19 protein-coding genes are annotated in these 21,510 nt (G+C 65.7%); 11 read left to right on the top strand and 8 right to left on the bottom strand.

All coding sequences use genetic code 11. From position 1 onward, the window contains the following. Positions 1 to 61: 61 nt before the first annotated feature. The 8 genes from ACMDW7_RS06470 (at position 62) to ACMDW7_RS06435 (ending at position 10,252) form a co-directional block, all read left to right on the top strand. Positions 62 to 1,768 (top strand): SulP family inorganic anion transporter, encoded by a 1,707-nt coding sequence (locus ACMDW7_RS06470; protein ID WP_377302224.1) that lies wholly within the window; start codon positions 62 to 64, stop codon positions 1,766 to 1,768. 56 nt (positions 1,769 to 1,824) lie between these two features. After that, entirely contained in the window at positions 1,825 to 2,025 is a 201-nt protein-coding gene (locus tag ACMDW7_RS06465) for a DUF3460 family protein (protein ID WP_377302226.1), read from the top strand. 5 nt (positions 2,026 to 2,030) lie between these two features. Then, positions 2,031 to 2,885 carry a segregation and condensation protein A gene (locus ACMDW7_RS06460; protein WP_377302228.1) on the top strand — a complete coding sequence of 285 codons (855 nt, stop codon included), beginning with the start codon at positions 2,031 to 2,033 and terminating at the stop codon, positions 2,883 to 2,885. Between the two features lie 305 nt (positions 2,886 to 3,190). After that, complete coding sequence (panB, locus tag ACMDW7_RS06455) at positions 3,191 to 4,036, top strand: 3-methyl-2-oxobutanoate hydroxymethyltransferase (protein ID WP_377302230.1); 846 nt, start codon at positions 3,191 to 3,193, stop codon at positions 4,034 to 4,036. A gap of 370 nt (positions 4,037 to 4,406) precedes the next feature. After that, positions 4,407 to 5,930 carry a hypothetical protein gene (locus ACMDW7_RS06450; protein WP_377302232.1) on the top strand — a complete coding sequence of 508 codons (1,524 nt, stop codon included), beginning with the start codon at positions 4,407 to 4,409 and terminating at the stop codon, positions 5,928 to 5,930. A gap of 15 nt (positions 5,931 to 5,945) precedes the next feature. Then, the gene (locus ACMDW7_RS06445; RefSeq protein ID WP_377302234.1) at positions 5,946 to 6,479 is read left to right on the top strand and encodes a hypothetical protein; all 534 of its coding nucleotides are present in this window, start codon (positions 5,946 to 5,948) and stop codon (positions 6,477 to 6,479) included. Positions 6,480 to 6,782: 303 nt separating this feature from the next. Next, entirely contained in the window at positions 6,783 to 9,185 is a 2,403-nt protein-coding gene (locus tag ACMDW7_RS06440) for a TonB-dependent receptor plug domain-containing protein (protein ID WP_377302236.1), read from the top strand. Positions 9,186 to 9,421: 236 nt separating this feature from the next. Beyond that, on the top strand, positions 9,422 to 10,252 hold the full coding sequence (locus tag ACMDW7_RS06435; protein WP_377302238.1) for a prolipoprotein diacylglyceryl transferase family protein: 831 nt from the start codon (positions 9,422 to 9,424) through the stop codon (positions 10,250 to 10,252). 54 nt (positions 10,253 to 10,306) lie between these two features. On the opposite strand, the gene dnaJ is transcribed toward ACMDW7_RS06435, so the two are convergent. From dnaJ to grpE, 4 genes are all read right to left on the bottom strand, one after another. Beyond that, the gene (gene dnaJ / locus ACMDW7_RS06430; RefSeq protein ID WP_377302240.1) at positions 10,307 to 11,473 is read right to left on the bottom strand and encodes a molecular chaperone DnaJ; all 1,167 of its coding nucleotides are present in this window, start codon (positions 11,471 to 11,473) and stop codon (positions 10,307 to 10,309) included. A 101-nt stretch (positions 11,474 to 11,574) separates the two neighbouring features. Next, positions 11,575 to 13,527, bottom strand: a complete 1,953-nt coding sequence (gene dnaK / locus ACMDW7_RS06425) for a molecular chaperone DnaK (RefSeq protein WP_377302242.1) — start codon at positions 13,525 to 13,527, stop codon at positions 11,575 to 11,577. 65 nt (positions 13,528 to 13,592) lie between these two features. Further along, positions 13,593 to 13,994 carry a thioredoxin family protein gene (locus ACMDW7_RS06420; protein ID WP_377302244.1) on the bottom strand — a complete coding sequence of 134 codons (402 nt, stop codon included), beginning with the start codon at positions 13,992 to 13,994 and terminating at the stop codon, positions 13,593 to 13,595. 22 nt (positions 13,995 to 14,016) lie between these two features. Beyond that, positions 14,017 to 14,568: a nucleotide exchange factor GrpE gene (grpE, locus tag ACMDW7_RS06415; protein ID WP_377302246.1), complete on the bottom strand. Its 552-nt coding sequence runs from the start codon at positions 14,566 to 14,568 to the stop codon at positions 14,017 to 14,019. A gap of 391 nt (positions 14,569 to 14,959) precedes the next feature. Here grpE and ACMDW7_RS06410 point away from each other — a divergent pair, with 391 nt between their 5' ends. Both ACMDW7_RS06410 and ACMDW7_RS06405 read left to right on the top strand, forming a co-directional pair. Continuing rightward, positions 14,960 to 15,928, top strand: a complete 969-nt coding sequence (locus ACMDW7_RS06410) for an alpha/beta hydrolase family protein (RefSeq protein ID WP_377302248.1) — start codon at positions 14,960 to 14,962, stop codon at positions 15,926 to 15,928. Positions 15,929 to 16,044: 116 nt separating this feature from the next. Beyond that, positions 16,045 to 16,188, top strand: a complete 144-nt coding sequence (locus ACMDW7_RS06405) for a hypothetical protein (protein ID WP_377302250.1) — start codon at positions 16,045 to 16,047, stop codon at positions 16,186 to 16,188. A gap of 9 nt (positions 16,189 to 16,197) precedes the next feature. On the opposite strand, the gene ACMDW7_RS06400 is transcribed toward ACMDW7_RS06405, so the two are convergent. Both ACMDW7_RS06400 and ACMDW7_RS06395 read right to left on the bottom strand, forming a co-directional pair. Beyond that, positions 16,198 to 17,496 (bottom strand): ATP-binding protein, encoded by a 1,299-nt coding sequence (locus ACMDW7_RS06400; protein WP_377302252.1) that lies wholly within the window; start codon positions 17,494 to 17,496, stop codon positions 16,198 to 16,200. Positions 17,497 to 17,523: 27 nt separating this feature from the next. Further along, positions 17,524 to 18,255 (bottom strand): response regulator, encoded by a 732-nt coding sequence (locus ACMDW7_RS06395; protein ID WP_377302254.1) that lies wholly within the window; start codon positions 18,253 to 18,255, stop codon positions 17,524 to 17,526. A 333-nt stretch (positions 18,256 to 18,588) separates the two neighbouring features. Here ACMDW7_RS06395 and ACMDW7_RS06390 point away from each other — a divergent pair, with 333 nt between their 5' ends. Next, positions 18,589 to 19,545: a hypothetical protein gene (locus ACMDW7_RS06390; RefSeq protein WP_377302256.1), complete on the top strand. Its 957-nt coding sequence runs from the start codon at positions 18,589 to 18,591 to the stop codon at positions 19,543 to 19,545. A gap of 111 nt (positions 19,546 to 19,656) precedes the next feature. Here the strand turns inward: ACMDW7_RS06390 and ACMDW7_RS06385 are convergent, their stop codons facing one another. Both ACMDW7_RS06385 and hemH read right to left on the bottom strand, forming a co-directional pair. Next, a complete protein-coding gene (locus tag ACMDW7_RS06385; RefSeq protein ID WP_377302258.1) occupies positions 19,657 to 20,235 on the bottom strand; it encodes a hypothetical protein in 579 nt (192 codons plus the stop codon). After that, positions 20,232 to 21,350, bottom strand: a complete 1,119-nt coding sequence (gene hemH / locus ACMDW7_RS06380) for a ferrochelatase (RefSeq protein WP_377302260.1) — start codon at positions 21,348 to 21,350, stop codon at positions 20,232 to 20,234. Before hemH ends, ACMDW7_RS06385 begins: the two co-directional genes overlap by 4 nt. Between the last annotated feature and the right edge of the window lie 160 nt (positions 21,351 to 21,510).

The raw sequence follows: 21,510 nt of genomic DNA, 5'->3' as shown, positions 1-21,510 counted from the left end.
CAAGCAGGGCTGCGGCACACTCCTTGCAAGCTTGCGGTTTGCGCTTGGGAGGGCGCCCCGATTGCCAGACACCCCTGAACGCGGCGCGCGTCGCCTGCTGGCCCGTCTTCAGTTTCGGCCCTATCTGCTCGACGCGCTGCGCGGCTACGACCGCGCTCTGCTCGCGCGCGATGTGGCAGCCGGCGTCACGGTGGGCGTGGTGGCGCTGCCACTGGCCATGGCCTTTGCGATTGCCAGCGGCCTGCCGCCCCAGGCGGGCATCTTCACGGCGATCATCGCGGGACTGCTGATCAGCGCCCTCGGCGGCTGCCGGCTGCAGATCGGCGGGCCGGCGGGCGCCTACATCGTGATCGTGTTCGGCATCGTCGAGCGCTACGGCGTGGCCAACCTGATCATTGCCACCGCGCTGGCTGGCGTACTGCTGTTTGCACTGGGAGCGCTGAGGCTCGGCGGGCTGGTGCGCTTCATTCCAGTGTCGGTGGTGATCGGATTCACGAACGGCATCGCAGTCCTGATCGCGCTGTCGCAGTTCAAGGACTTTCTCGGCCTGCGAATCGAGCGCATGCCCGCAGACTTCTTCGCGCAGATCCGCGCACTGGCCGAGCACATCGGCAGCATCAATCCATACGCATTGACCGTGGCGGGCGGGTCACTCGCGCTGGTGGTGCTGTGGAGCTTCGCGCTGCCCGGCTGGAAGGTCGCTGGTGTGCAGCGTGCGAAGCTCAATCGCGTGCCTGGCACCATCGTGGCGCTCATCCTGGCTACGGCACTCGTGGCGTGGCTGCAATGGCCGGTGGAGACCATCGGCAGCAAGTTCGGCGACATTCCGCGCGCCCTGCCGGCGTTTGCCCTGCCGGAGTTCAGCTGGGCCAGTGTCAAGCAGTTGTTCATCCCCACGCTGACGATCGCGATGCTGGGCGCAATTGAAAGCCTGCTCTGCGCCCGCGTGGCAGACAGCATGACTGGCGACCGGCACAACCCCAACCAGGAGCTGATGGCACAGGGCATTGCCAACTTCGTCACGCCCTTCTTTGGTGGCATGCCGGCCACGGGCACGATCGCCCGCACCGTCACCAACGTGAAGAGCGGCGGCGCCACGCCCGTCTCCGGGATCGTGCACGCGCTCACCCTGCTGGTGGTGGTGCTGGTGGCCGCGCCGCTGGCCAGCAAGGTGCCGCTGGCGGCGCTGGCCGGCATCCTGATGTTCGTGGCCTGGAACATGGGCGAGTGGCGCGAGTTCGCCCGCCTGCCGCAGTTCCGCTGGCCCTACCGCGCGAGCCTGCTGGGCACCTTCTTGCTGACCGTCATCGTGGACCTGACTGTGGCAGTGGAAGTCGGCCTGGTGATCGCCTGCATCACCTTCATCTACCGGATTTCGAGCCTCACGCACCTCGAGGCCGCATCTGCCAGGACCTACCCGGTGCTTGGCGACAAGCACTCCGGGATCGCCGCCTGGCGGCTCTATGGCGCCCTGTTCTTCGGCGCGGTCCATCACCTTGAGCGACTGACCGACGCACTGCCCGCCCGCGTGCTGGTGCTGGACCTGAAGAACGTGCTCTACATGGACACCAGCGGCCTGGAAGCGCTGCAGACCCTGCACGCCACCTGCGCCAAGGCTGGCGTGCGCCTGCTGCTTGCGGGGGCGATCGACCAGCCGGGCAATCTGATCGACCGCAGCGGCTTTGGCGCCCTGCTCGGGCCCGACGACCGTCACCCTACCCTCGAGGCCGCGCTGATTGCTGCCGCTGCATCTCCCGCACCTACGTAAAATGCTTCGCTTCGGGGCGCAGATCGCATCTGAGCCCGGCCACAAAGACATTCGCCATGTACGAATCTGAAATCACCCAGTTCATCAAGAAGCTGCGCGACGAGCGCCCCGGCCTGGAAGAGCGGCAACGCCAAGGCCGCGCCCTGCTCTGGGACAAGGAGATCGACCGCGACTTTGCCCGCGCTGCCGGCGACGCCCGCGTGCCGCAGAAGGCCTACGTCTACGGCACCAACAACGATCTGGCTGACAAGAAGTAATTCGCTTGTCCACCGATCAAGTCATCATCGACGAGCCGCAGCCGCCCTCCCCGCCGGAGGTGGTGGACACACTCGCCGTGGCGCGCCTGTACGGCGAGCCCCTGTTCAACCTTCCCACGGACCTCTACATCCCGCCCGAGGCGCTGGAGGTCTTTCTAGAAGCCTTTGAAGGCCCGCTGGATCTGCTGCTGTATCTAATCCGCAAGCAGAACTTCAATGTGCTCGACATCCCGATGGCTCAGGTCACGGCGCAGTACCTGAAGTACGTGGACGAGATCCGCGTGCGCAATCTGGAGCTGGCCGCCGAATACCTGCTGATGGCCGCGATGCTCATCGAGATCAAGAGCCGCATGCTGCTGCCGGTACAGAAGAAGGACGATGGCACCGAGGCAGAGGACCCACGCGCCGAACTCGTGCGCCGCCTGCTGGAGTACGAGCGCATCAAGACCGGCGCCAGCCTGCTCGATGCCATGCCGCAGAAGGGCCGCGACTTCTTTGCCACCACAGTGTTCGTGGAAGAGCGCCTCACGCCGCGCCACCCCGAGGTGGGCCTGGTCGACATCGTCGGTGCCTGGGCCGAGATCGTGAAGCGCGCCCGCCTGAACCAGCACCACAAGATCACGCGCGAAGAGCTCTCGGTACGCGAGCACATGAGCCAGATCCTCAAGCGCCTGCAGAGCGTGAAGTTCGTGGAATTCACGGACCTCTTCGAGGCCAATCAGGTGGTCGCCAAGGGCCTTCAGGTGGTGGTGGTGCACTTCATTGCGCTTCTGGAGCTTGCCAAGGAAAACCTGATCGAGCTCACACAGGCGGAGCCTTACGCGCCCGTCTATGTGCGACTTTCGTATTCACCCGTTTGAATCTCGCCGTGCGAGCACCTTCAGCTTCGTTTGAGGGCGCGTAAGGCTCCGCCTTTGGCGCTGTGTGACCCCTCCCCCCTTGCGTCCCCCCTCCTGAAGGGGGGATATGGAGCCTCGGCACTTGGTCCGGGTCGCTCTTTCGAGATTGCAGAACCGGGCTTCATGACTCGCCAGAGTCGAGCCGGCTCTCGGGAAACCACTCCCCCCGCTTGACGCGCTACGCCGAACCACCGACTACGCTTGCGGTCATTCCGTCATGAGGCGCGCAGCGCCGAGATCGTTTCGTCATCGAGCCCACGAAGAACATGAGCGCACAAAACTCTCCTGCCCAAGCCGCCACGCCCACCGCGCGCAAGCCGGTCACGCTCCTGAAGCTGCGCGAGATGCATGCCTCGGGCGAGAAGATCGCCATGCTCACCGGCTACGACGCCACCTTCGGCAAGGTGCTGGACGACTGCGGGGTGGACTGTATTCTGGTCGGCGATTCGCTCGGCATGGTGCTGCAAGGCCATACGTCCACGCTGCCGGTCACACTCGAGCACATGGCCTATCACGTGCAGTGCGTGGCCCGCGCCAACCGCACGGCCTGGCTGATCGGTGACCTGCCCTACGGCAGCTACCACGAGGACGTCCAGCAGGCCTACCGTTCTTCCTGCGCACTGATGCAGGCCGGCGCCCAGATGGTCAAGCTCGAGGGCGGTGGCTGGACGGCGCCCGTGGTGGAGTTTCTGGTGGCGCGCGGCATTCCGGTCTGCGCCCACGTCGGCCTGACGCCGCAGAGCGTGCATGCGCTGGGTGGCTACCGTGTGCAGGGACGTGATGACGCGGGTGCATCCCGGTTGCGTCAGGAATGCAAGGACTTGCAAAACGCCGGCGCCACGCTCTGCGTCTTTGAGATGGTGCCCGCGGCACTGGCCACCGAGCTGACAGCCGAGCTCAAGCACATGGCCACCATCGGTATCGGCGCCGGCCGAAATTGCGCCGGCCAAGTGCTGGTGCTGCATGACATGCTGGGCATCACGCCCTTCAAGCTGCCTCGCTTCGTGCGCAACTTCATGGATGGTGCGCCATCCGTGCAGGAGGCCATCCGGCGCTATGTCGCTGCGGTCAAGGACGGCAGCTTTCCGGATGACGCCGTTCACGCCTACTGACCGGCGCCGGCTGGGGCGAGGGTGCCGCTACATCCCGTAACGCTCCGGATCAGCGCCTACCCCCAATTGGAGCGAGCACGGTCGGCCGCGGCGCTGCTACGCTTGTCGAGTCAGCGTAAGCCTCTGGAGCGCAGCAGCAATGGACGCAAGAACCGGCAAGATTCTGGCCGCCGTCGTGGCGGCATCGATCGTGGTGGGCGGTCTGGCAGCCTGTGGTGGCGGAGGCGGCAGTTCGCCCCCCCCGCCTCCGACCAGTCCTCCCCCTCCACCCCCGCCGCCTCCACCTCCCCCACCACCGCCGCCTCCTCCGCCACCTCCTCCGCCGCCGGCAGGCAACGTCACGTTGTCTGGAACAGCCACCTATGACTCGGTGAGAAGCTCACCCGCTGGCGCACTGGACTACAGCAGCATCACCCAGAAGCCGATTCGCGGCGCGTTGGTGCAGGCCATCAATCCAGCCACGAACGGCGTCTATGCGAGTACCAGCACGGACGAAAACGGCTTCTATTCTGTCGCTGTGCCGGCGAGCGTGAATGTGCAGGTGATCGTGAATGCTCAGCTGCTGCGCGATCCAACCGGCCCGGCGCCACGCTGGTCGATCGCGGTGCGCGACAACACGCAATCCGATGCCATCTACGCACTCGGACAGACTTGCAACAGCGGCGCCGCAGGCAACACGGCCTGCAACCTGCGTGCTGCGTCCGGCTGGAACGGCACCAGCTACGCAACAACGCGCGCGGCGGGGCCGTTCTCGATTCTCGACACGGCGTACGCCGCCGTACAGCGCGTGCTGCAGGCCAACTCGACAGCGACCTTCCCGTCACTGAACATGTTCTGGAGCGTCAACAACCGGCCGGCCGCACAGACGCAGACCTGCGGTCTCGCGCAGGGCTGCATCGGCACCTCGTTCTATGGCGGGAGCTCGGGCGGCGTGCATCGCCTGTTCATCCTCGGCGCGGCCAATACGGACACTGACGAATACGACGTGCACGTGGTGGCCCACGAATGGGGCCACTACTTCCAGGGCGCCTTCTCACGCGATGACTCGCCGGGCGGCTCGCACACCGGCAATGAGCTGCAGGACTTCCGCCTGGCCTTTTCCGAGGGCTGGGGCAATGCGTGGTCCGGCATGGTCTGGAACGACCCGATCTACCGCGATTCGCTGGGCGCCAATCAAGGCGGCGGCTTCGCCGTCAACGTGAGCCGGCGCACCGGCACAGGCGCGGCAGGCGACACGCGGCCGGCTGGCTGGTTCCGTGAGGACACTGTGCAGTACGTCCTGTGGAGTTTGTATGACCAGCTTGGCCGAAACGGCGCTGGCTTCTCGCCGATCTTCACTGCCATGACCAACACGGCCTTCGTGAACGGCACACCGCTCACCGGAATCCACAACTTTGCCAAGACGCTGCGCGATGCCGTGGGCGCTGGCAGCGCGGCCGCCACAACGCTGGCCCCGATCCTGACGGATCAGGGCATCGCCACGGCCGCCGATGCGCTGGGCGTCGGTGAGACCAACAGCGCCGGTCAGACCGGTGTCCTGCCGATCTACACGAGCTACACCACACTGAACACCAACGTTCAGGTCTGCGTGAACAACGCCAACGGAACGGGCAACAAGCTGCGCAACTTTGCGTACGTGAACATCACCGTCCCGGCCACTCGCAACTACACGATCACCGTGACAGACGTCGCGCCCACGCCGGCCTCGGACCCGGACTTCTCGGTTTTTCAGGGTCGGCGCGTCGCAGACGCGCTTTCCGCGGTCGCAGGCTCCGAGACGCTGTCCGGCGTTGCACTGCAAGCCGGCAACGCGGTCGTGGTGCTCGATGACTACAACCTGGACAGCTCCGCGCCGGCCAGTACGCAGCGCTGCTTCAACATCAACGTGAACTGAGTGAGGACACGCAACATGACCCACACCGCACTCACCGCCCTGGCCTGCGCGCTGCTCACGGCGAGCGCACTGGCCAGCACCGGCCCGCAGTCTTCGGCAGGCCCTGCCCGTGCAAGCAGTCACGCAAATGCGCAGAAGCCCGGCACCTGGATTCAGGCACCGATGAAGAAAGGTGGATCCGGCGTCAGCGTGCGCTGGCGCATGGCGGCCGCACCCAAGGTCGGCGAACCCGTCGCTCTCACCATCGAACTGGGCGGTCTGCGTTCGCCGGAAGGCGCACGCGTCGAGGTCAAGGGCGAGAACGTCAAGCTCGCCCGCGCCACCGGCATGCAGGCCCTGAAGGCCGGCCCGCCGCAACAGCAGCAGGTCAGCTTCACGCCCACTGCCGAGGGTGTGTACTTCATCAACGTCTTCACTGAACAGGCTGGCCGCGTGAGCGCGGTGTCCTTGCCAGTGCAGGTGGGTAAAGCGGGTGTGAAGCTCGAGAAGCCCGGCCAGACCACGACCCTGCCCAACGGCGAGCGGGCAGTCATCATGCAGTCGAGCTGATTGCGTGGGCGGCCCCGGCTGGTCCGGGGCAATGCGCAGGCCGCGACGGGGCGCACCTCCACCAGGGAGTGCGCCCCGTTGTTTTGCGCACGCACTGTGCGCACCGCGCCTTGCCTGCCACCGGAACCGGCAAGCCGCGAACCGTTGTATCTGCGCATGTGCCGCATTCAAGCGCGGCCGATTGCTTGTTGTGGGCCCTGCGGCGCCGCAACAATCGACCGAGCATCACCTGGACCGCACGCCCCGGGGGACGGCATTGCCCGGGGGCGTTCGGGCATTCGTCAGACTATCGGGAGGACACCCATGGATATTCGCAAGGCGGCCCTGTTGGGCCTGTTCGGCGTGGTTTCGAGCACCGTGGCACCGGCTCTGCTCGCGCAGACCGCGCCTGCACCAGCCACTCCCGCAAAAGATGAAGCCACCACCGTGGATACAGTGACCGTGGTGGGTTCGCGCCGTGCGCGCGCCTCGGTCACCGACTCTCCGGTGCCCATCGACGTTATCCCGATGACCAAGGCCGCCGAACAGGGCGGCAACTTCGATCTGGCGCAGAGCCTGCAGTACAGCTCGCCCTCCTTCAACTCCACACGGCAGACCGGTGCGGACGGTGCCGACCTGATCGACTCTGCTGCCCTGCGCGGGCTGGGCTCGGACCAGACACTGGTGCTCGTGAACGGCAAGCGCCGCCATACAGTGGCCCTGGTGAACCTGTTCGGTGCGCGCAACCGCGGCAATACCGGCACGGATATGAACGCGATCCCGCTGCTGGCCATCGATCAGGTGCAAGTGCTGCGCGACGGTGCCGCTGCCCAATACGGCTCGGACGCCATTGCCGGCGTGATCAACATCACGATGAAGAGCCGCCAGGGCTGCGAGGGCGTGCTGGGTTACGGTCAGTACTCGGAAGGCGACGGCAAGAACTACCTGGGCAGCGCCTATTGCGGCCTGAAGCTCGGCGACCGCGGCAGCCTGGGCATCACCGGCGAGTACCTTGACCGCGGCCGCTCCAACCGCGCCGAGCCGGGCAACCCGCGCATCATCGGCGACACCGCCACCAAGAACGGCACCATCTACCTGAACGGCACGGTGCCCACGAGTGGCGACGCGCAGTTCTACTTCACGCTCGGCGGCCAGAAGCGTGATGCATCGTCCGGCGCCTTTGCCCGCGGCGGCGTCGGCTCAGGCGACATTCCCTCGCGCAACTCGGCGGCCATGTACCCGAACGGCTTCGTGCCCTTCATCAACGGCGACGTGGACGACCGCTATGTGATTGCGGGCTACAAGAGCCAGTGGGGCGACTGGACGACGGATGTGTCCCAGACCTACGGCTTCAACAAGCTGAAGTACCGCATCACCAACACCCTGAACGCATCGATCGCCAACCTCGACCTGACCAACGGCGGCCGCGGCATCAGCGCCACGGCCTTCGACGCCGGCGGCTTCTCCTTCCAGCAGCTCACGACCAACTTCGACATGAGCCGCTATTTCCCGAACCTGCTGGGCGGCACCAACGTGGCCTTCGGCGCCGAGTACCGCCGCGAGACCTACAAGATCTTCGCCGGCGAGCGCGGCTCCTACATCGATGCCGACGGCGTCGGGGCCGGCGGCAACGCCGGCAGCCAGGGCTTCCCGGGCTTCCAGCCGGTAGATGCCACCAACAAGAGCCGCGACAGCTACGCCGCCTACGTGGACGTCGAAGCCGACCTCTCCAAGCAGCTCAAGCTGGCCGCCGCGCTGCGCGCCGAGAACTACAGCGACTTCGGCAGCACGCTCACCGGCAAGCTGGCTGCCAGCTACAAGGCTACCGACACCCTGCTGCTGCGCGGCTCGGCCAGCACCGGCTTCCGTGCGCCCTCGCTGCAGCAGGTGTATTTCTCGTCCACCTTCACGGACTTCATCAGCGGCCAGGCGCTCGACGTGGTGCTCGCCCCGAACGGGAGCACGATCGCCAATGCGGCGGGCATTCCCAAGCTCAAGGAAGAGAAGTCGCAGAGCAGCACCCTGGGCTTCACGCTCACGCCCAGCAAGGCCGTTGCAATCACGGCGGACCTCTACAACATCGACATCAAGGACCGCATCGTGCTGTCCGGGCGCTTCGATGCCTCCAACTATCCGGCGCTGGGCACCATTCTGGCCAATCTGGGCGTGGGCCAGGCGCAGTTCTTCGTCAACAGTGTCAAGACCAACACGCGCGGTATTGACCTGACCGCATCGCACCGCACTGACTTGATGGGCGCCAAGTTCGGCACCTTCCTGGCCTACAACTACAGCAAGACGCGCGTGAAGAAGATCAACACGCCACCCTCACTCGTAGGCTTCGAGGATGTGCTGCTCTCCGAGCGCGAGCGCCTGTTCCTCGAACAGGGTGCGCCGCAGCAGAAGGCCATCCTGGGCTTCGACTACACGCGCGGGCCGTGGAACTCGGACCTCAAGATCATCTACTTCGGCAAGCAGACCCTGGGCACCTTCTCGGGCACGGCCAACGGCGTGCCCAACCAGCAGTACGCCGCCAAGACCTCGGCGGATCTGGCCTTCACCTACGCCCTCACCCCCAACACCAAGATCACGGTGGGCGGCACCAATATCTTCAACGTGAAGCCGACTGCCCAGGACGCCAACGAGACCGACAACGGCTTCAAGTACGAGAGCGTGCAGTTCGGGCTGAACGGCGCGGCCTACTTCGTGCGCCTGTGGAGCAAGTTCTGATCGACCATTTGCGGCCATATTTCTATGGACATGTCGATGGACCAATATTGGCTCTAGCCAAGCGGAGAGCAACGTTTTCATAGTGTTTAATCATTGATATTCGGCCATCATTGGGGCGCATCCTTCCGGAATGTGCCCCTTCTTTTTCCGCACCACGCTGACAAAAGTCGCGCGCGCCTCTGGCACGATTCCGCGTGGCGCACTCCCGCCACCCCGGAACCGCCTCATCCGCGCACATGCTTTCCATCTCAATCGGCCCACTCGCCCTGCCGCTGGCACCGGTGCTGCTCATGGCCGCTGCGCTGCTGGCCATCTGGCTCGGGCGGCGTCTGGCGGGCGCGGCACACGCCGGTTCGGCAGAGTCTGCGCTCTGGTGGAGTCTTGGCGCGGCGCTGCTCGGTGCCCGGATCGGTCACATCGCGCTGAACTGGACGGCGTATGCGGCGCAACCGGCCGCGATCATCGACGTGCGTGATGGCGGCTGGTGGTGGCCAGCCGGGCTGCTGGCTGGCGCGCTGGTGTTGATGGCTCTGGTCTGGCGACGCGAGCCCCTGCGCCGCGCGCTGCTCGTCTCCGGTACGGCGGGCCTCGCACTGTGGGGATCAGGGCAGTTCGTCATGGCGCAGTGGGGCAGCGATTCGCGCGCCCAGGCGTTCGCTGTACAGGCCTTCGAGCGGCTCGATGGCCGACCCGCCCAGCCGCTGGCGGCGATCGCCGGGGGCGCACCTATAGTCGTGAATCTCTGGGCGAGCTGGTGCGGCCCTTGCCGAGCAGAACTCCCGTTGCTGGCACAGGCCCAGCAGGCCCACCCGAACGTGCGCTTCGTCTATGTGAATCAGGGGGATTCGCCAGAGACGATCCGCACGTTTCTGGCGGCACAGGGGCTGAGCATTGATCCGGTCCTGCTGGATGCGCGCAGCAGCCTGGGCCCTGCGGTGGGCTCGCGCGGGCTGCCGACCACGCTGTTCATCGACGCGCGCGGCACGATCCGCGACGCGCACATGGGCCTGATCAACGCAGCCGCATTGAACGCCCAGCTCGGGCAGATCCAAAGCGCCACGCGCTGAGTGAAAGCAAAACGGGGCGCACCCGGCGCCCCGCTTCTGCCCGTAACTCGAGCGTCAGCTGAACAGGTCCTTGACCTTGTCCGTCCAGCTCTTTTCCTGCGGGGAGTGCTTGTTGCCGCCCTTGTGCAGGGACTCGTCCAGCTCCTTGAGCAGCTTCTTCTGGTGCTCGGTGAGCTTGACCGGCGTTTCCACCTGGATGTGGCAGTACAGATCACCGGGGTAGCCCGAGCGCACGCCCTTCACACCCTTGCCGCGCAGACGGAAGGTCTTGCCGGACTGCGTGCCCTCCGGAATCGAGATGGCTGCCTTGCCGCCGATGGTGGGCACTTCGATGTCGCTGCCCAGTGCCGCCTGCGCAAAGCTGACCGGCACGTTGCAGTGCAGGTCGTCACCGTCACGCTGGAAGACGCTGTGCTCCTTGACGTGGATCTCCACGTACAGGTCGCCGGGCGGGCCGCCGTTGATCCCGGGCTCGCCATTGCCGCTGGAGCGGATGCGCATGCCGTCGTCGATGCCCGCGGGGATCTTCACCTCGAGCGTCTTCTGGCGCTTGAGCTTGCCCAGGCCATCACACTTCACGCAGGGCTCGGGGATGATCTTGCCCGAGCCGTGGCAGCGCGGACAGGTCTGCTGGATGCTGAAGAAGCCCTGCTGGATGCGCACCGTGCCGTTGCCGCCGCAGGTCGGGCAGGTCGTGGGCTTGGTGCCCGGCTTGGCGCCCGAACCGTGGCAGGCGTCGCACTCATCCCAGCTGGGCACCTTGATCGTCTTCTCCACGCCCATCACGGCCTCTTCAAGCGTGATCTCCATGGCGTACTTGAGGTCCGCGCCGCGATAGACCTGCGGGCCATCGCCGCGCCCGCGGCCGCCGCCGCGACCGCCGCCGAAGATCTCGTCAAAGATGCCGCCAAAGGCATCAGAGAAGCCGCCGAAACCCTCCGCGCCCGGGCCGCCCGGGCGGAAACCGCCGGCGTTCGGGTCCACGCCGGCATGGCCATAGCGGTCATAGGCCGCACGCTTGTCGGCGTCCGAGAGCATCTCGTAGGCCTCCTTGGCCTCCTTGAACTTCTCCTCCGCCGCCTTGGCCGCCTTCTCGTCACCCTCACCCTGATTGCGGTCCGGGTGGTACTTCATGGCGAGCTTGCGGTACGCCTTCTTGATGTCGTCCTCGGAGGCGTTCTTGGCCACTCCGAGCACTTCGTAATAGTCACGTTTTGCCATCAACTACTCGCGATTCCTGGCGGATTCCATAAGTGCGAAAGACACAGCGCCCGGATCTGCGTCCGAACGCTGTGCCTTTTGCGGCGCTTGCGCGTGAAGCTTCAGCCGCGCTTGACTTCCTTGAAGTCGGCGTCGACCACGTCGTCGTCCTTCTTGGCCTCGCCACCGGCCGCACCTGCGCCAGCCGCACCGGCCGCGCCGGCACCGGCTGCGCCCGCGGCCTGCTGGGCCTGCATGTCGGCGTACATCTTCTCGCCCAGTTTTTGGCTGGCGGTGCCCAGAGCAGCGGTCTTGGCTTCGATCTCGGCTTTGTCGCCACCGCGCGATGCGTCTTCGAGTTCCTTGATCGCAGCTTCGATCTTTTCCTTCTCGCCGGCATCAAGCTTGTCGCCGTACTCGGTCAGGGCCTTCCTGGTGCTGTGCACGAGGGCATCGGCCTGGTTGCGGGCATCGGCCAGTTCCTTCATGCGGGCGTCTTCGGCGGCATTGGCCTCGGCGTCCTTCACCATGCGCTGGATTTCCTCCTCGGTCAGACCCGAGTTGGCCTTGATGGTGATCTTGTTTTCTTTGCCGGTGCCCTTGTCCTTGGCCGTGACGTGCAGGATGCCGTTGGCGTCGATGTCGAAGGTGACCTCAATCTGCGGCAGGCCGCGCGGCGCCGGCGGAATGCCTTCGAGATTGAACTCGCCAAGCAGCTTGTTGCCCACGGCCATTTCACGCTCGCCCTGGAAGACCTTGATGGTCACGGCCGGCTGGTTGTCGTCGGCCGTCGAGTACACCTGACTGAACTTGGTCGGGATCGTGGTGTTCTTCTTGATCATCTTGGTCATCACGCCGCCCAGGGTCTCGATGCCCAGGGACAGCGGGGTGACATCCAGCAGCAGCACGTCCTTGCGCTCGCCGGAGAGCACGGAGCCCTGGATGGCGGCACCGACGGCCACCGCTTCATCGGGGTTCACGTCCTTGCGCGGGTCCTGGCCGAAGAACTCCTTGACCTTCTCCTGCACCTTGGGCATGCGGGTCATGCCACCCACGAGGATCACGTCGTGGATGTCGCTGACCTTCACGCCGGCGTCCTTGATGGCGATGCGGCAGGGTTCGATGGTGCGCTCGATGAGCTCCTCGACCAGCGCTTCCAGCTTGGCCCGCGTGAGCTTCATGTTCAGGTGCTTGGGGCCCGAGGCATCAGCCGTGATGTAGGGCAGGTTCAGGTCGGTGCTGGCGCTGGAGGACAGCTCGATCTTGGCCTTCTCGGCGGCTTCCTTCAGACGCTGCAGAGCGAGCACGTCCTTGGAGAGGTCCACGCCCTGCTCCTTTTTGAACTCGCCGATGATGTAGTCGATGATGCGCTGGTCGAAGTCTTCGCCACCGAGGAAGGTGTCGCCATTGGTGGAGAGCACCTCGAACTGCTTCTCGCCATCGACATCGGCGATCTCGATGATCGAGATGTCGAAGGTGCCGCCGCCCAGGTCATACACCGCGATCTTGCGGTCGCCCTTCTCGTTCTTGTCCAGACCGAAGGCCAGCGCAGCGGCCGTGGGCTCGTTGATGATGCGCTTGACTTCCAGGCCGGCAATGCGGCCTGCGTCCTTGGTGGCCTGGCGCTGGGCGTCATTGAAGTAGGCCGGCACGGTGATCACGGCCTCGGTCACCGGCTCGCCGAGATAGTCCTCGGCCGTCTTCTTCATCTTGCGCAGCACTTCGGCAGAGATCTGCGGGGGCGCCATCTTCTTGTCGCGCACGCCGACCCAGGCGTCGCCGTTGTCGGCCTGGACAATGGCGTACGGCATCAGGCTGATGTCCTTCTGGACTTCCTTCTCGGCGAACTTGCGGCCGATCAGGCGCTTGACTGCATACAGCGTGTTCTTTGGATTGGTCACGGCCTGGCGCTTGGCGGGCGCGCCCACGAGCACTTCGCCGTCTTCCATGTAGGCGATGATCGACGGCGTGGTGCGTGCACCCTCGCTGTTCTCGATCACCTTGGGCGCACCGCCCTCCATGATCGCGACACAGGAGTTCGTCGTCCCGAGGTCAATGCCGATGATCTTTCCCATGATGTAGTCCCTTGATAGCTCTGATAAACAAAGATGATTCGAACTTGTGGATAACTTGACCGCTTTCAAGCGGTCTGGACACTGTCCTCGGTCTGCTTTTCACTCGCCAGGCGCGCTCGCAGGTCAGCCACGACGCCGGCAAAGTGCTCAAAACCCTGCCAGCCCGTGATGCGCCCAAGCTTGCGACCGGCCGCAAAGAAATAGAACGCCGGCACGCCATGCAGTCCAAAGCGCCGGCCCAGCGCGGTGTCGGCATACACATTGGCGTGCAACCAGCTCACACCCAGGGCCTGGAGGCGCTGCGGCGCAATCTGAGCCGCGTTCTTGAACTGCTCGCAGTTGAAGCAGTGCTCGCCCCAGAAGTACACGCAGGCCAGATCCGGTGCCGCCGCGAGCGCTGCATCAAACCCGGCGGCATCCACCGGCTGCATGGCAAAGCGCTCGAAGAAGTCGGTGGATTCAGCCATGGGGCACTGCTGCCGTGCCGGCTCAGGCCGGCTTCTGGCCGGAGGACACAGCCACCAGCGCCGGGCGCAGCACGCGGTCCGCGATCATGGCGCCCTTCTGCAGGGTGCTGACCACGGTGTTGGCCGGCAGTTCGCTGGCCACCATGCTGATGCCCTGATGCAAGTGCGGGTCGAACTTGTCGCCCGCGGCCGGGGCCACTTCCTTGAGGTGGTTCTTTTCGAAAGCGCTCTTGAGCTGCTTGAGCGTGGCCTCCACACCCTCTCGAAGCTTGGCGGCGTCGCTGCTGCTGTCGGCCAGTGCCATTTCCAGGCTGTCCTTCACAGGCAGGAGCGAGTCAGCAAAGCTCTCGATACCGAACTTGTGCGCCTTGCTCACTTCATCGGCGCTGCGCCGGCGGATGTTTTCCACCTCGGCCCGGGCGCGCAGCAGCGCGTCCTGTTGCTCTGCAATCTTGGCCTGGGCGTCCTGCAGCAGCTGGTTCAGGTCGGCTTCGACTTCGGAATGCGTTTCAGCGCCGATCGCAGACTCGGCAGCCTGCTCGGACGCGGATTGATGGGCTTCGTTGTTGCTCATTGATCTACAGGTTTTGGAGGGCCACTGACTCGTTGGCCGCGTTTGCGCCAATCAAGCCAGCGCGGATATGGGGTCGGCTGATCGGAACACAAGCCCACCACAGAAAACAAATTGGGCGCTGGATTACGCCAGCGCCCGGGATGCGGCCGTGGTGGTCTATCTGCGTCTTGCGGATTCGGCTGGCGCGGAAATCTGGCCTGGGCAAAACCGCCCTCGAACCGCTGGCAGATCGGCTCAACGCATGCTCTTCAAGTTTACAAGGCTGACATGCAAGAGGCAGGCCGTTACCAGCACCTGCTGCGGGCACGCACAGGTGACGTCACAATCCACCTCGCGCACTGACCGTCCGACCTGCGCGCCCTTGGACCCACCGCTTTGCTTCCGAACCCCCATGACACACCAGACCCGTCGCCAACACCTGCAATGGATCGCCAGCGCTCTGGCCCTTGGCGCCCTGCCGGGCGTCAAGGCGCAGGCCGCGGTTGCACCTCGTGATCTCGTCTGGACGGACCGCGAGCGAAATCGCGAAGTCCCTGTCCGTCTGCGGATGCCGCAGCAAGCCGCCGGCCCTGTGATCCTGTTCTCGCATGGTTTAGGCGGAAACCTCGACGCAGGCACCGCCTGGGGTGAAGCCTGGGCAGCTGCGGGCTACGTCGTCCTGCACATGCAGCATGCAGGCAGCGATACGCCGTCGGTGCGCGCCGGCGGTGCACGCAAGGCCATGTCGGCTGACGCGGCTGCGCAGCGAGTGGGCGATGTGCGCTTCGTCCTTGACGAGCTTGCTCGCCAGCAGGCTGCAGGCGAGTTGCGCGGCGCAGACCTCAAGCGCATCGGGATGTCCGGTCACTCCTTTGGCGCATGGACCACGCAGGCCATGGCCGGACAACAACTCAACCCGCGCATCGCCGCGCTCAACGAACCGCGGCTGTCGGCGTTCATCGCTTTCTCCCCCTCGGCAGGCCGCGGACCGACGGAGATCTCGGCGCGCTTTGCCGGCGTACGCGCTCCGTTCTTTGCGCTCACCGGCACGCTGGACGGCGACGTGGCCGGCACCGGCGCCACCCCGGAGAACCGGCAGGCCGTGTTTGACGCGCTACCCACAGGAGACAAGTACGAGCTGCTGCTCGCCGATGCCGATCACATGACGTTCGGGGGCCAGCGCATGTCCAGGGGCGTGCGCCGTGCGCTCGGCCGAGATCGCAAGGCCGTTACCGATGAGCTCGAACCGACCCATCACGCCTTGATCGCGCTGCTGACAACCCGATTCTGGGACGCATACCTGCGCGAGCAGCCCGCGGCCAAGCGCGCCCTGCTGCCTCCGGTTGAAGTCAAGGCACCCGATCGCTGGCGGGCCAAGTAGGCGTCGCACATCTGCGCAATGCGACAGCGCAGGGCGTTGCGGCACGATCCTTGCAGCACTTGCGCTGTCACTGCCGGTTCGGCACCGAAGCAGTGCATCTCGATGGAGGATTCGGCATGAAGAAGCCCTCTGCCAGTGTGCTGGTCGCAATTGCGCTCATCGCCTGCACAGCAGGCGCGCTCTGGGTGCTGACCTTCAGCCCCTACGCACAACGCACCGAGCCCCTGCTCAAGGTAGCCACGTCCTTGGCTGGCCTTTAGCCCGGCGTTCTAGCCAGGCGTAGTCCGCGCTGCACCAGTCAGGGGCAGCTCAACGCTGGCGACAAAGCGTTCACCACGCCGAGCCAGCGTCAAGCGGCCGCCATGCCGCCGCACGACGCGATCCACAATCGCCAGACCCAGCCCGCTGCCCGCGCCTTCTCGGTGAGTCGGCAGGCGAACGAACGGCTTGAGTGCGTCCTGGACCTCATCGGCGCTCATGCCCGGACCGCCGTCACTGACCTCGATGAAGATCGAGTCTGCCTGCCTGAACGCCTGCAGCTCCACTGGCGCAGATCCGTAGCGCAGGGCGTTGTCCAGCAGGTTCTGGATCGCGCGCTGCAGCAACAGGGCGTGACCGCAAAGCTCAATCCGGCCTGGAATGTCGATCTTCACCTGCTCAACGGTCATCGCGTTCGCCGCGCCCAGCTCATCGAGAAGATCGGCGAGATGGATCGGGTCCGACAGCGGAGCGTGATCCAGTCGCACGAAGTCGAGAAAGCTCGCCAGCACCTGATCGGCCTGCTCCACATTGCGTGCGATGCGCTCCCGCGCCGCGGCATCGGGCAGCATTTCGGCCGCCATGCGAATCCTCGTCAGCGGCGAGCGCAGATCGTGGGACACCCCGGCGAGCATGATGTCGCGCTCACGCTCCGCAGCAGCCACCGCGTCCATCATCTGATTGAACCCCTGGGCAAGGGCACGGTGCTCGGCGGTACCCGCCTCAGGCGCGCGGATGCCCCGGTCGCCCTGCTGTACCCGGCGCATGACCTGCGCCAGATCCCGCATCGGTGCCGTCAGCCAGCGCGACAGCGCCCAGGCGAGCGACGCGATGATGCACAGACAGACCAGGATCCAGACCAGCACCCGCGCAGGAATCTCGGCGCCTTCCACGGGCGTCGCCACGCCGAGCCAGCGTGCAGGCTCGTCCGGGTAACTCAGCGCCAACCAGATGACGGCACGGCCCGATCGTCCGCTCACGCGCAGCTCGGTCAACGGCACGCCACGCGCACGCAGCTCGTCGGCAAGCGCATTGAAACGCATTGAAAAACGCGGCACGCGAGAGCGCGGGGCCGGCGGCGGCTGCAGGCCCACAATCACGCGATCACCGAGCGCGTCCTCCAGCGCCAAGCGCACGGCGAGCGCGTCACCTGAAGGCCATTGCATCAAAGCGGGTGCCCAGCGATCGGCGTAGCCATCAGCAAAGGTGCGCGACAAGCCGTAGCTGATCAGCAGGGCGAACACGAGTATGGCGGCCAGCACAGCCAGCAGCTGCGCAATGAAGACACGCGCCATCAGGCTTGAAAACATACGCCTCATGCTTTGGCGGCTTCGCGCTCAGGCACGAGGCGGCGTGAACACATAGCCCTCGCCGCGCACGGTGGCGATCAGGTCGTGCTCCGGCGCCGCCGCCAGCAGCTTCTTGCGCAGACGCGCGATCTGCACATCCACGGCCCGCGCCAGCGGCTCGTAGTTGCCAGGCTGGACCGCGCGCGTGAGCTCCTCGCGGCTCAAAGTCTGTCGAGGATTCTGCGCAAACGCCATCAGCAGCTTGAACTCGGCACTGGTGAGATCGATCGGCTCCTGATCCGCCTGGCCCGCGCGCACGAAGTTCAGGGTCCGCGCCACAGCGTCCAGCGTGAAGGGGCCGAAGCGATAGCTCGCCAACGGCGTGGCGTCGCGCTGCGCAACGGTTCGCCGCAAGACCGCCCTGATGCGTGCCAGCAGTTCGCGCGGATCAAAGGGCTTGGCCACATAGTCGTCCGCACCGAGTTCCAGTCCGAGCACCCGGTCAATCGGATCGCCGCGCGCGGTCAACATCACCACCGGCGCCTCAATGCCCTGCTGGCGCATGCGCTTGAGAAACTGCATGCCCGTTTCACCAGGCAGCATGTAGTCCAGCAGCACCAGATCGATGCCCCCGCGCTTGAGCAGAGGCTCGGCCAGCGCAGGAGAGCCGGCAGTCCGAACCGTGAGCGCATGGCCGGCCAGAAAACCCGAGAGCATCTCGACCAGCTCGCGGTCATCGTCCACGAGCAGCACAGTAGGCTGGTTGGCGTCTGGGTTCATGCGGGACGAGTGTAGACAGGCATCCCTCTCGATTGCTTCAGCGCTGCAACAGCCGCAAAGGGTCCTCACAGACTGCGGTCGGACAGCAGAGGCGCCTGGAGAACTCAAACTCGCCTGCTTGTAAGCGGATCTTGCGGCAATTGCGATGGCGCCGGGTACATGTTTCAAGCATGAAGCGTTCGCAGCCAAACGACATGGCCGTGCCTGCGCTGCGGCGCGTTGTGCAACCTAAGCTTGGTCCCTGAACAACGCAGAAGCGCCCCGGGACCCAGCCCCCGAGCAGCCGTCCGGCTGTTCCACGGCCAATACAACGCTTCGCGAAAGGAACTCCACATGTCCAGCAGCTCACAACCCACCGTCGCCATCTCGCGCATTGCTCTGGCGATCACCATGGCATGGATCGCCATAGGCGGCGTCAGCGCCGCACCCGATGCTCAGGCCCGCGAGCGCGGCGCCCACGCTGCGAACGCGGCCAAGCCGCAGGCAGGCACGCGGACCACCACACGGGCACGCGGCAGCGACGGCCTGGTGGACAGCACCACCGTCGGCCCCAAGGGCGGCACCACCCAGGTCAACCGCTTCCGCGATGCGCAAGGCAACCGCGATGCCACCATCACCGGGCCCAAGGGCGGCGTGAGCGCAGTGGATCGAACGCGCGGTGCGGATGGCCTCACCGACAGCACCGTCACCGGACCGAAGGGCCAGACCACCAGTGTGGACCGCTATCGAGACGCGCAGGGCAATCGGGACGCCACGGTCACCGGCCCCAAGGGTGGCGTAAGTACCGTGGATCGCTCGCGAGGCGCGGACGGCCTGACGGATCGCTCGGTCACCGGCCCCAATGGTCAGACCAGCAGCCTGGACCGCAGCCGCGGCAGCGACGGGCTGGTCGACAAGAACTACACCCACCGCGACGGCAGCACCAGCAGCGTGGACCGCTCCCGCGGCACGGACGGCGTGGTGGACACCACGGTCACCCACCGCAACGGCACGACCACCACCTACGACCGCAGCCGCGGTGCGGACGGCGCGATTGACAGCAGCGTGACCGGCCCGAAGGGTGGCGTGACGAATGTGGATCGCTCGCGCGGTGCGGATGGCCTGACCGACCGTACCGTCACTGGCCCCAAGGGTGGCGTGACCACGACCGACCGCAGCCGCGGCGCGGACGGTGCGGTTGACAGCACCACCACCGGCCCGCGTGGCGGCCAGCGCCTCGTGGACCGGAGCCGCAATCCGGACGGCACGCAGAACACGACTGTCACGCACACCCCCGCCTCCAAGCCCTGAGTGCAGCACCCGGACTGCGACATCCAGATCCAGCATTCATGCGGGTCTTCAGCCCAAAGTGGCTGGAGACCCGCATGAGACAAGCGGAAAGGCCTGTTTTGGCCAACCGGTCTAGACGGGCGAGACAAACCCGATTCGCCCGAGCGGCAACGGGCCTAAGTCACGCTCGGCGGGCAGAGGATGCGCTGCGAGCCATGCACCGGCTTCGGCCCGCGCCCGTGCTTCCAGCTCGGCCATGGCGTCGTCGGCCTGCTGCACATCGGCCAGATCGGCCAGCGCGTAGCCGAGATAGAGCAGCGAACCCAGTTGCAGCCGATCCTTCAGCCTCACCGGTGCGAGGGGGTTCGCGTCCAGATCGTCCAGATGGCGGAGGACACCGATGAGTACGGCGGCGACATCGACACTCTCGTCCAGGGCCGCCAGACCGCGGCAAGCCAGCCAGTGCCCGATCACCTGTGGCTCGGGCCGCGCCGTTCCCGTCAAGGTCGCAAGCTGTGTCAACCAGCGTCCCAGCTCGTCGGGCGCCCAGGGCGCATCGCGGTACAGGTCCAGACTGTCCGGCACCAGCCGCCCGGACTGCAACACGGACTCCACAGCCGCACGCAGATCGTCCACCATCAGCAGGCCCAGCGCATCCAGCGCCAGGCAGCGGCGGACGCCGTGCTGCGCTGCCGCACTGGCAGCGCTCAAGCCGCCTTCTCGCTGATGTTGCTCGCACCCACGCGCTGCGCCTCGCTGGCGGTGGTCTTGAGCTGCGCAAGGTCTGCCTTGCCATCGCCCCAGCCCTGCATGTGGCTGCGCACGATGCCGGTGAGGGCGTGGATCCAGGGGTCGCTGTCGTTCAGGCAGGGGATGTAGTCGAAGCGCTTGCCACCCGCGGCGAGAAACTCGTGGCGCACTTCGTCATTGATTTCCTCGAGCGTCTCGAGACAGTCCGACACGAAGGCCGGGCACATCACGGCTACATGCTCGGTACCGCTTTTGGCCAGCTCGACGAGCGTCTCCTGTGTGTAGGGCTTGAGCCATTCGGCCTTGCCGAAGCGCGACTGGAAGCTCACCACCAGCTTGTCGCGCGGCCAGCCCAGACGCTCGGCCACCAGACGCGCGGTCTTGTAGCACTCGCAGTGATAGGGGTCGCCCAGCAGCAGGGTGCGCTTGGGCACACCATGAAAGCTCATCACCAGCTTCTCGGGCACGCCTTCACGCTCGAAGTGCCGGCGGACAGACGCCACCAGCGCATCGATGTAGGCGGGGTTGTCGTGCCAGTGCTTCACGAAGCGCAGCTCCGGCATGTTGCGCACTTTGAACAGCGCACGATTGACCTCGTCGATCACGCTGGCCGTGGTGGTGGCTGAGTACTGTGGATACATGGGCACCACCAGCAGGCGGTCCACGTTCTTCTCGAGCAGGCTGTTCAGCACGCTCTCCACGCTGGGGTTGCCGTAGCGCATGGCGAGCGCCACCTCGGCATCGATTCCGGCGTCGCCCAGATAGCCGCGCAGCAGCTTGGCCTGCTTCTCGCTGTAGACGCGCAGCGGGCTTCCTTTATCCGGGCCGTCGTTCATCCAGATGCTGGCGTACTTGCGCGCGCTCTTGGCGGGCCGCACGTTCAGGATGATGCCGTGCAGGATCGGCAGCCACACAAGACGGGGAATCTCGACCACCCGCGGGTCGCTCAGGAATTGCGCCAGATAACGCCGCAGGGCTGGGGCCGTGGGCTCATCCGGCGTGCCCAGCTGCACCAGAAGAACCCCGATGCGCGGCGCCTGTCCATGTTTGTACCCAGCTGGAGGATTGAATTTCATATTCGAGTGAACTAGGGTTGCCGGATTGTAGGCAGAGGGTCCGCACGCGCCGTGCGATTCCTGCGGGGTTTGCACGGGGCCTCGCGCCGCACCGGCCGTGCAAACCCTGACACCCCACCTTCACCGCAGCCCATTGGGCACAGCAACGATCCCCATGAAG

The sequence above is a fragment of the Piscinibacterium candidicorallinum genome, assembly GCF_047549485.1.
In the GTDB taxonomy this organism is placed as follows: domain Bacteria; phylum Pseudomonadota; class Gammaproteobacteria; order Burkholderiales; family Burkholderiaceae_C; genus Piscinibacterium; species Piscinibacterium candidicorallinum.
Note: the sequence above shows the minus strand (reverse complement) of the source record. Positions and strands in the feature narration are given on the sequence as shown.

Coding starts and splice junctions, on each gene's coding strand:
- ACMDW7_RS06465 (WP_377302226.1), top strand. CDS start 1,825: ATGTACGAATCTGAAATCACCCAGTTCATCAAGAAGCTGCGCGACGAG.
- panB (WP_377302230.1), top strand. CDS start 3,191: ATGAGCGCACAAAACTCTCCTGCCCAAGCCGCCACGCCCACCGCGCGC.
- ACMDW7_RS06445 (WP_377302234.1), top strand. CDS start 5,946: ATGACCCACACCGCACTCACCGCCCTGGCCTGCGCGCTGCTCACGGCG.
- ACMDW7_RS06440 (WP_377302236.1), top strand. CDS start 6,783: ATGGATATTCGCAAGGCGGCCCTGTTGGGCCTGTTCGGCGTGGTTTCG.
- ACMDW7_RS06435 (WP_377302238.1), top strand. CDS start 9,422: ATGCTTTCCATCTCAATCGGCCCACTCGCCCTGCCGCTGGCACCGGTG.
- dnaJ (WP_377302240.1), bottom strand. CDS start 11,473: ATGGCAAAACGTGACTATTACGAAGTGCTCGGAGTGGCCAAGAACGCC.
- dnaK (WP_377302242.1), bottom strand. CDS start 13,527: ATGGGAAAGATCATCGGCATTGACCTCGGGACGACGAACTCCTGTGTC.
- ACMDW7_RS06420 (WP_377302244.1), bottom strand. CDS start 13,994: ATGGCTGAATCCACCGACTTCTTCGAGCGCTTTGCCATGCAGCCGGTG.
- grpE (WP_377302246.1), bottom strand. CDS start 14,568: ATGAGCAACAACGAAGCCCATCAATCCGCGTCCGAGCAGGCTGCCGAG.
- ACMDW7_RS06410 (WP_377302248.1), top strand. CDS start 14,960: ATGACACACCAGACCCGTCGCCAACACCTGCAATGGATCGCCAGCGCT.
- ACMDW7_RS06405 (WP_377302250.1), top strand. CDS start 16,045: ATGAAGAAGCCCTCTGCCAGTGTGCTGGTCGCAATTGCGCTCATCGCC.
- ACMDW7_RS06400 (WP_377302252.1), bottom strand. CDS start 17,496: ATGTTTTCAAGCCTGATGGCGCGTGTCTTCATTGCGCAGCTGCTGGCT.
- ACMDW7_RS06395 (WP_377302254.1), bottom strand. CDS start 18,255: ATGAACCCAGACGCCAACCAGCCTACTGTGCTGCTCGTGGACGATGAC.
- ACMDW7_RS06390 (WP_377302256.1), top strand. CDS start 18,589: ATGTCCAGCAGCTCACAACCCACCGTCGCCATCTCGCGCATTGCTCTG.
- hemH (WP_377302260.1), bottom strand. CDS start 21,350: ATGAAATTCAATCCTCCAGCTGGGTACAAACATGGACAGGCGCCGCGC.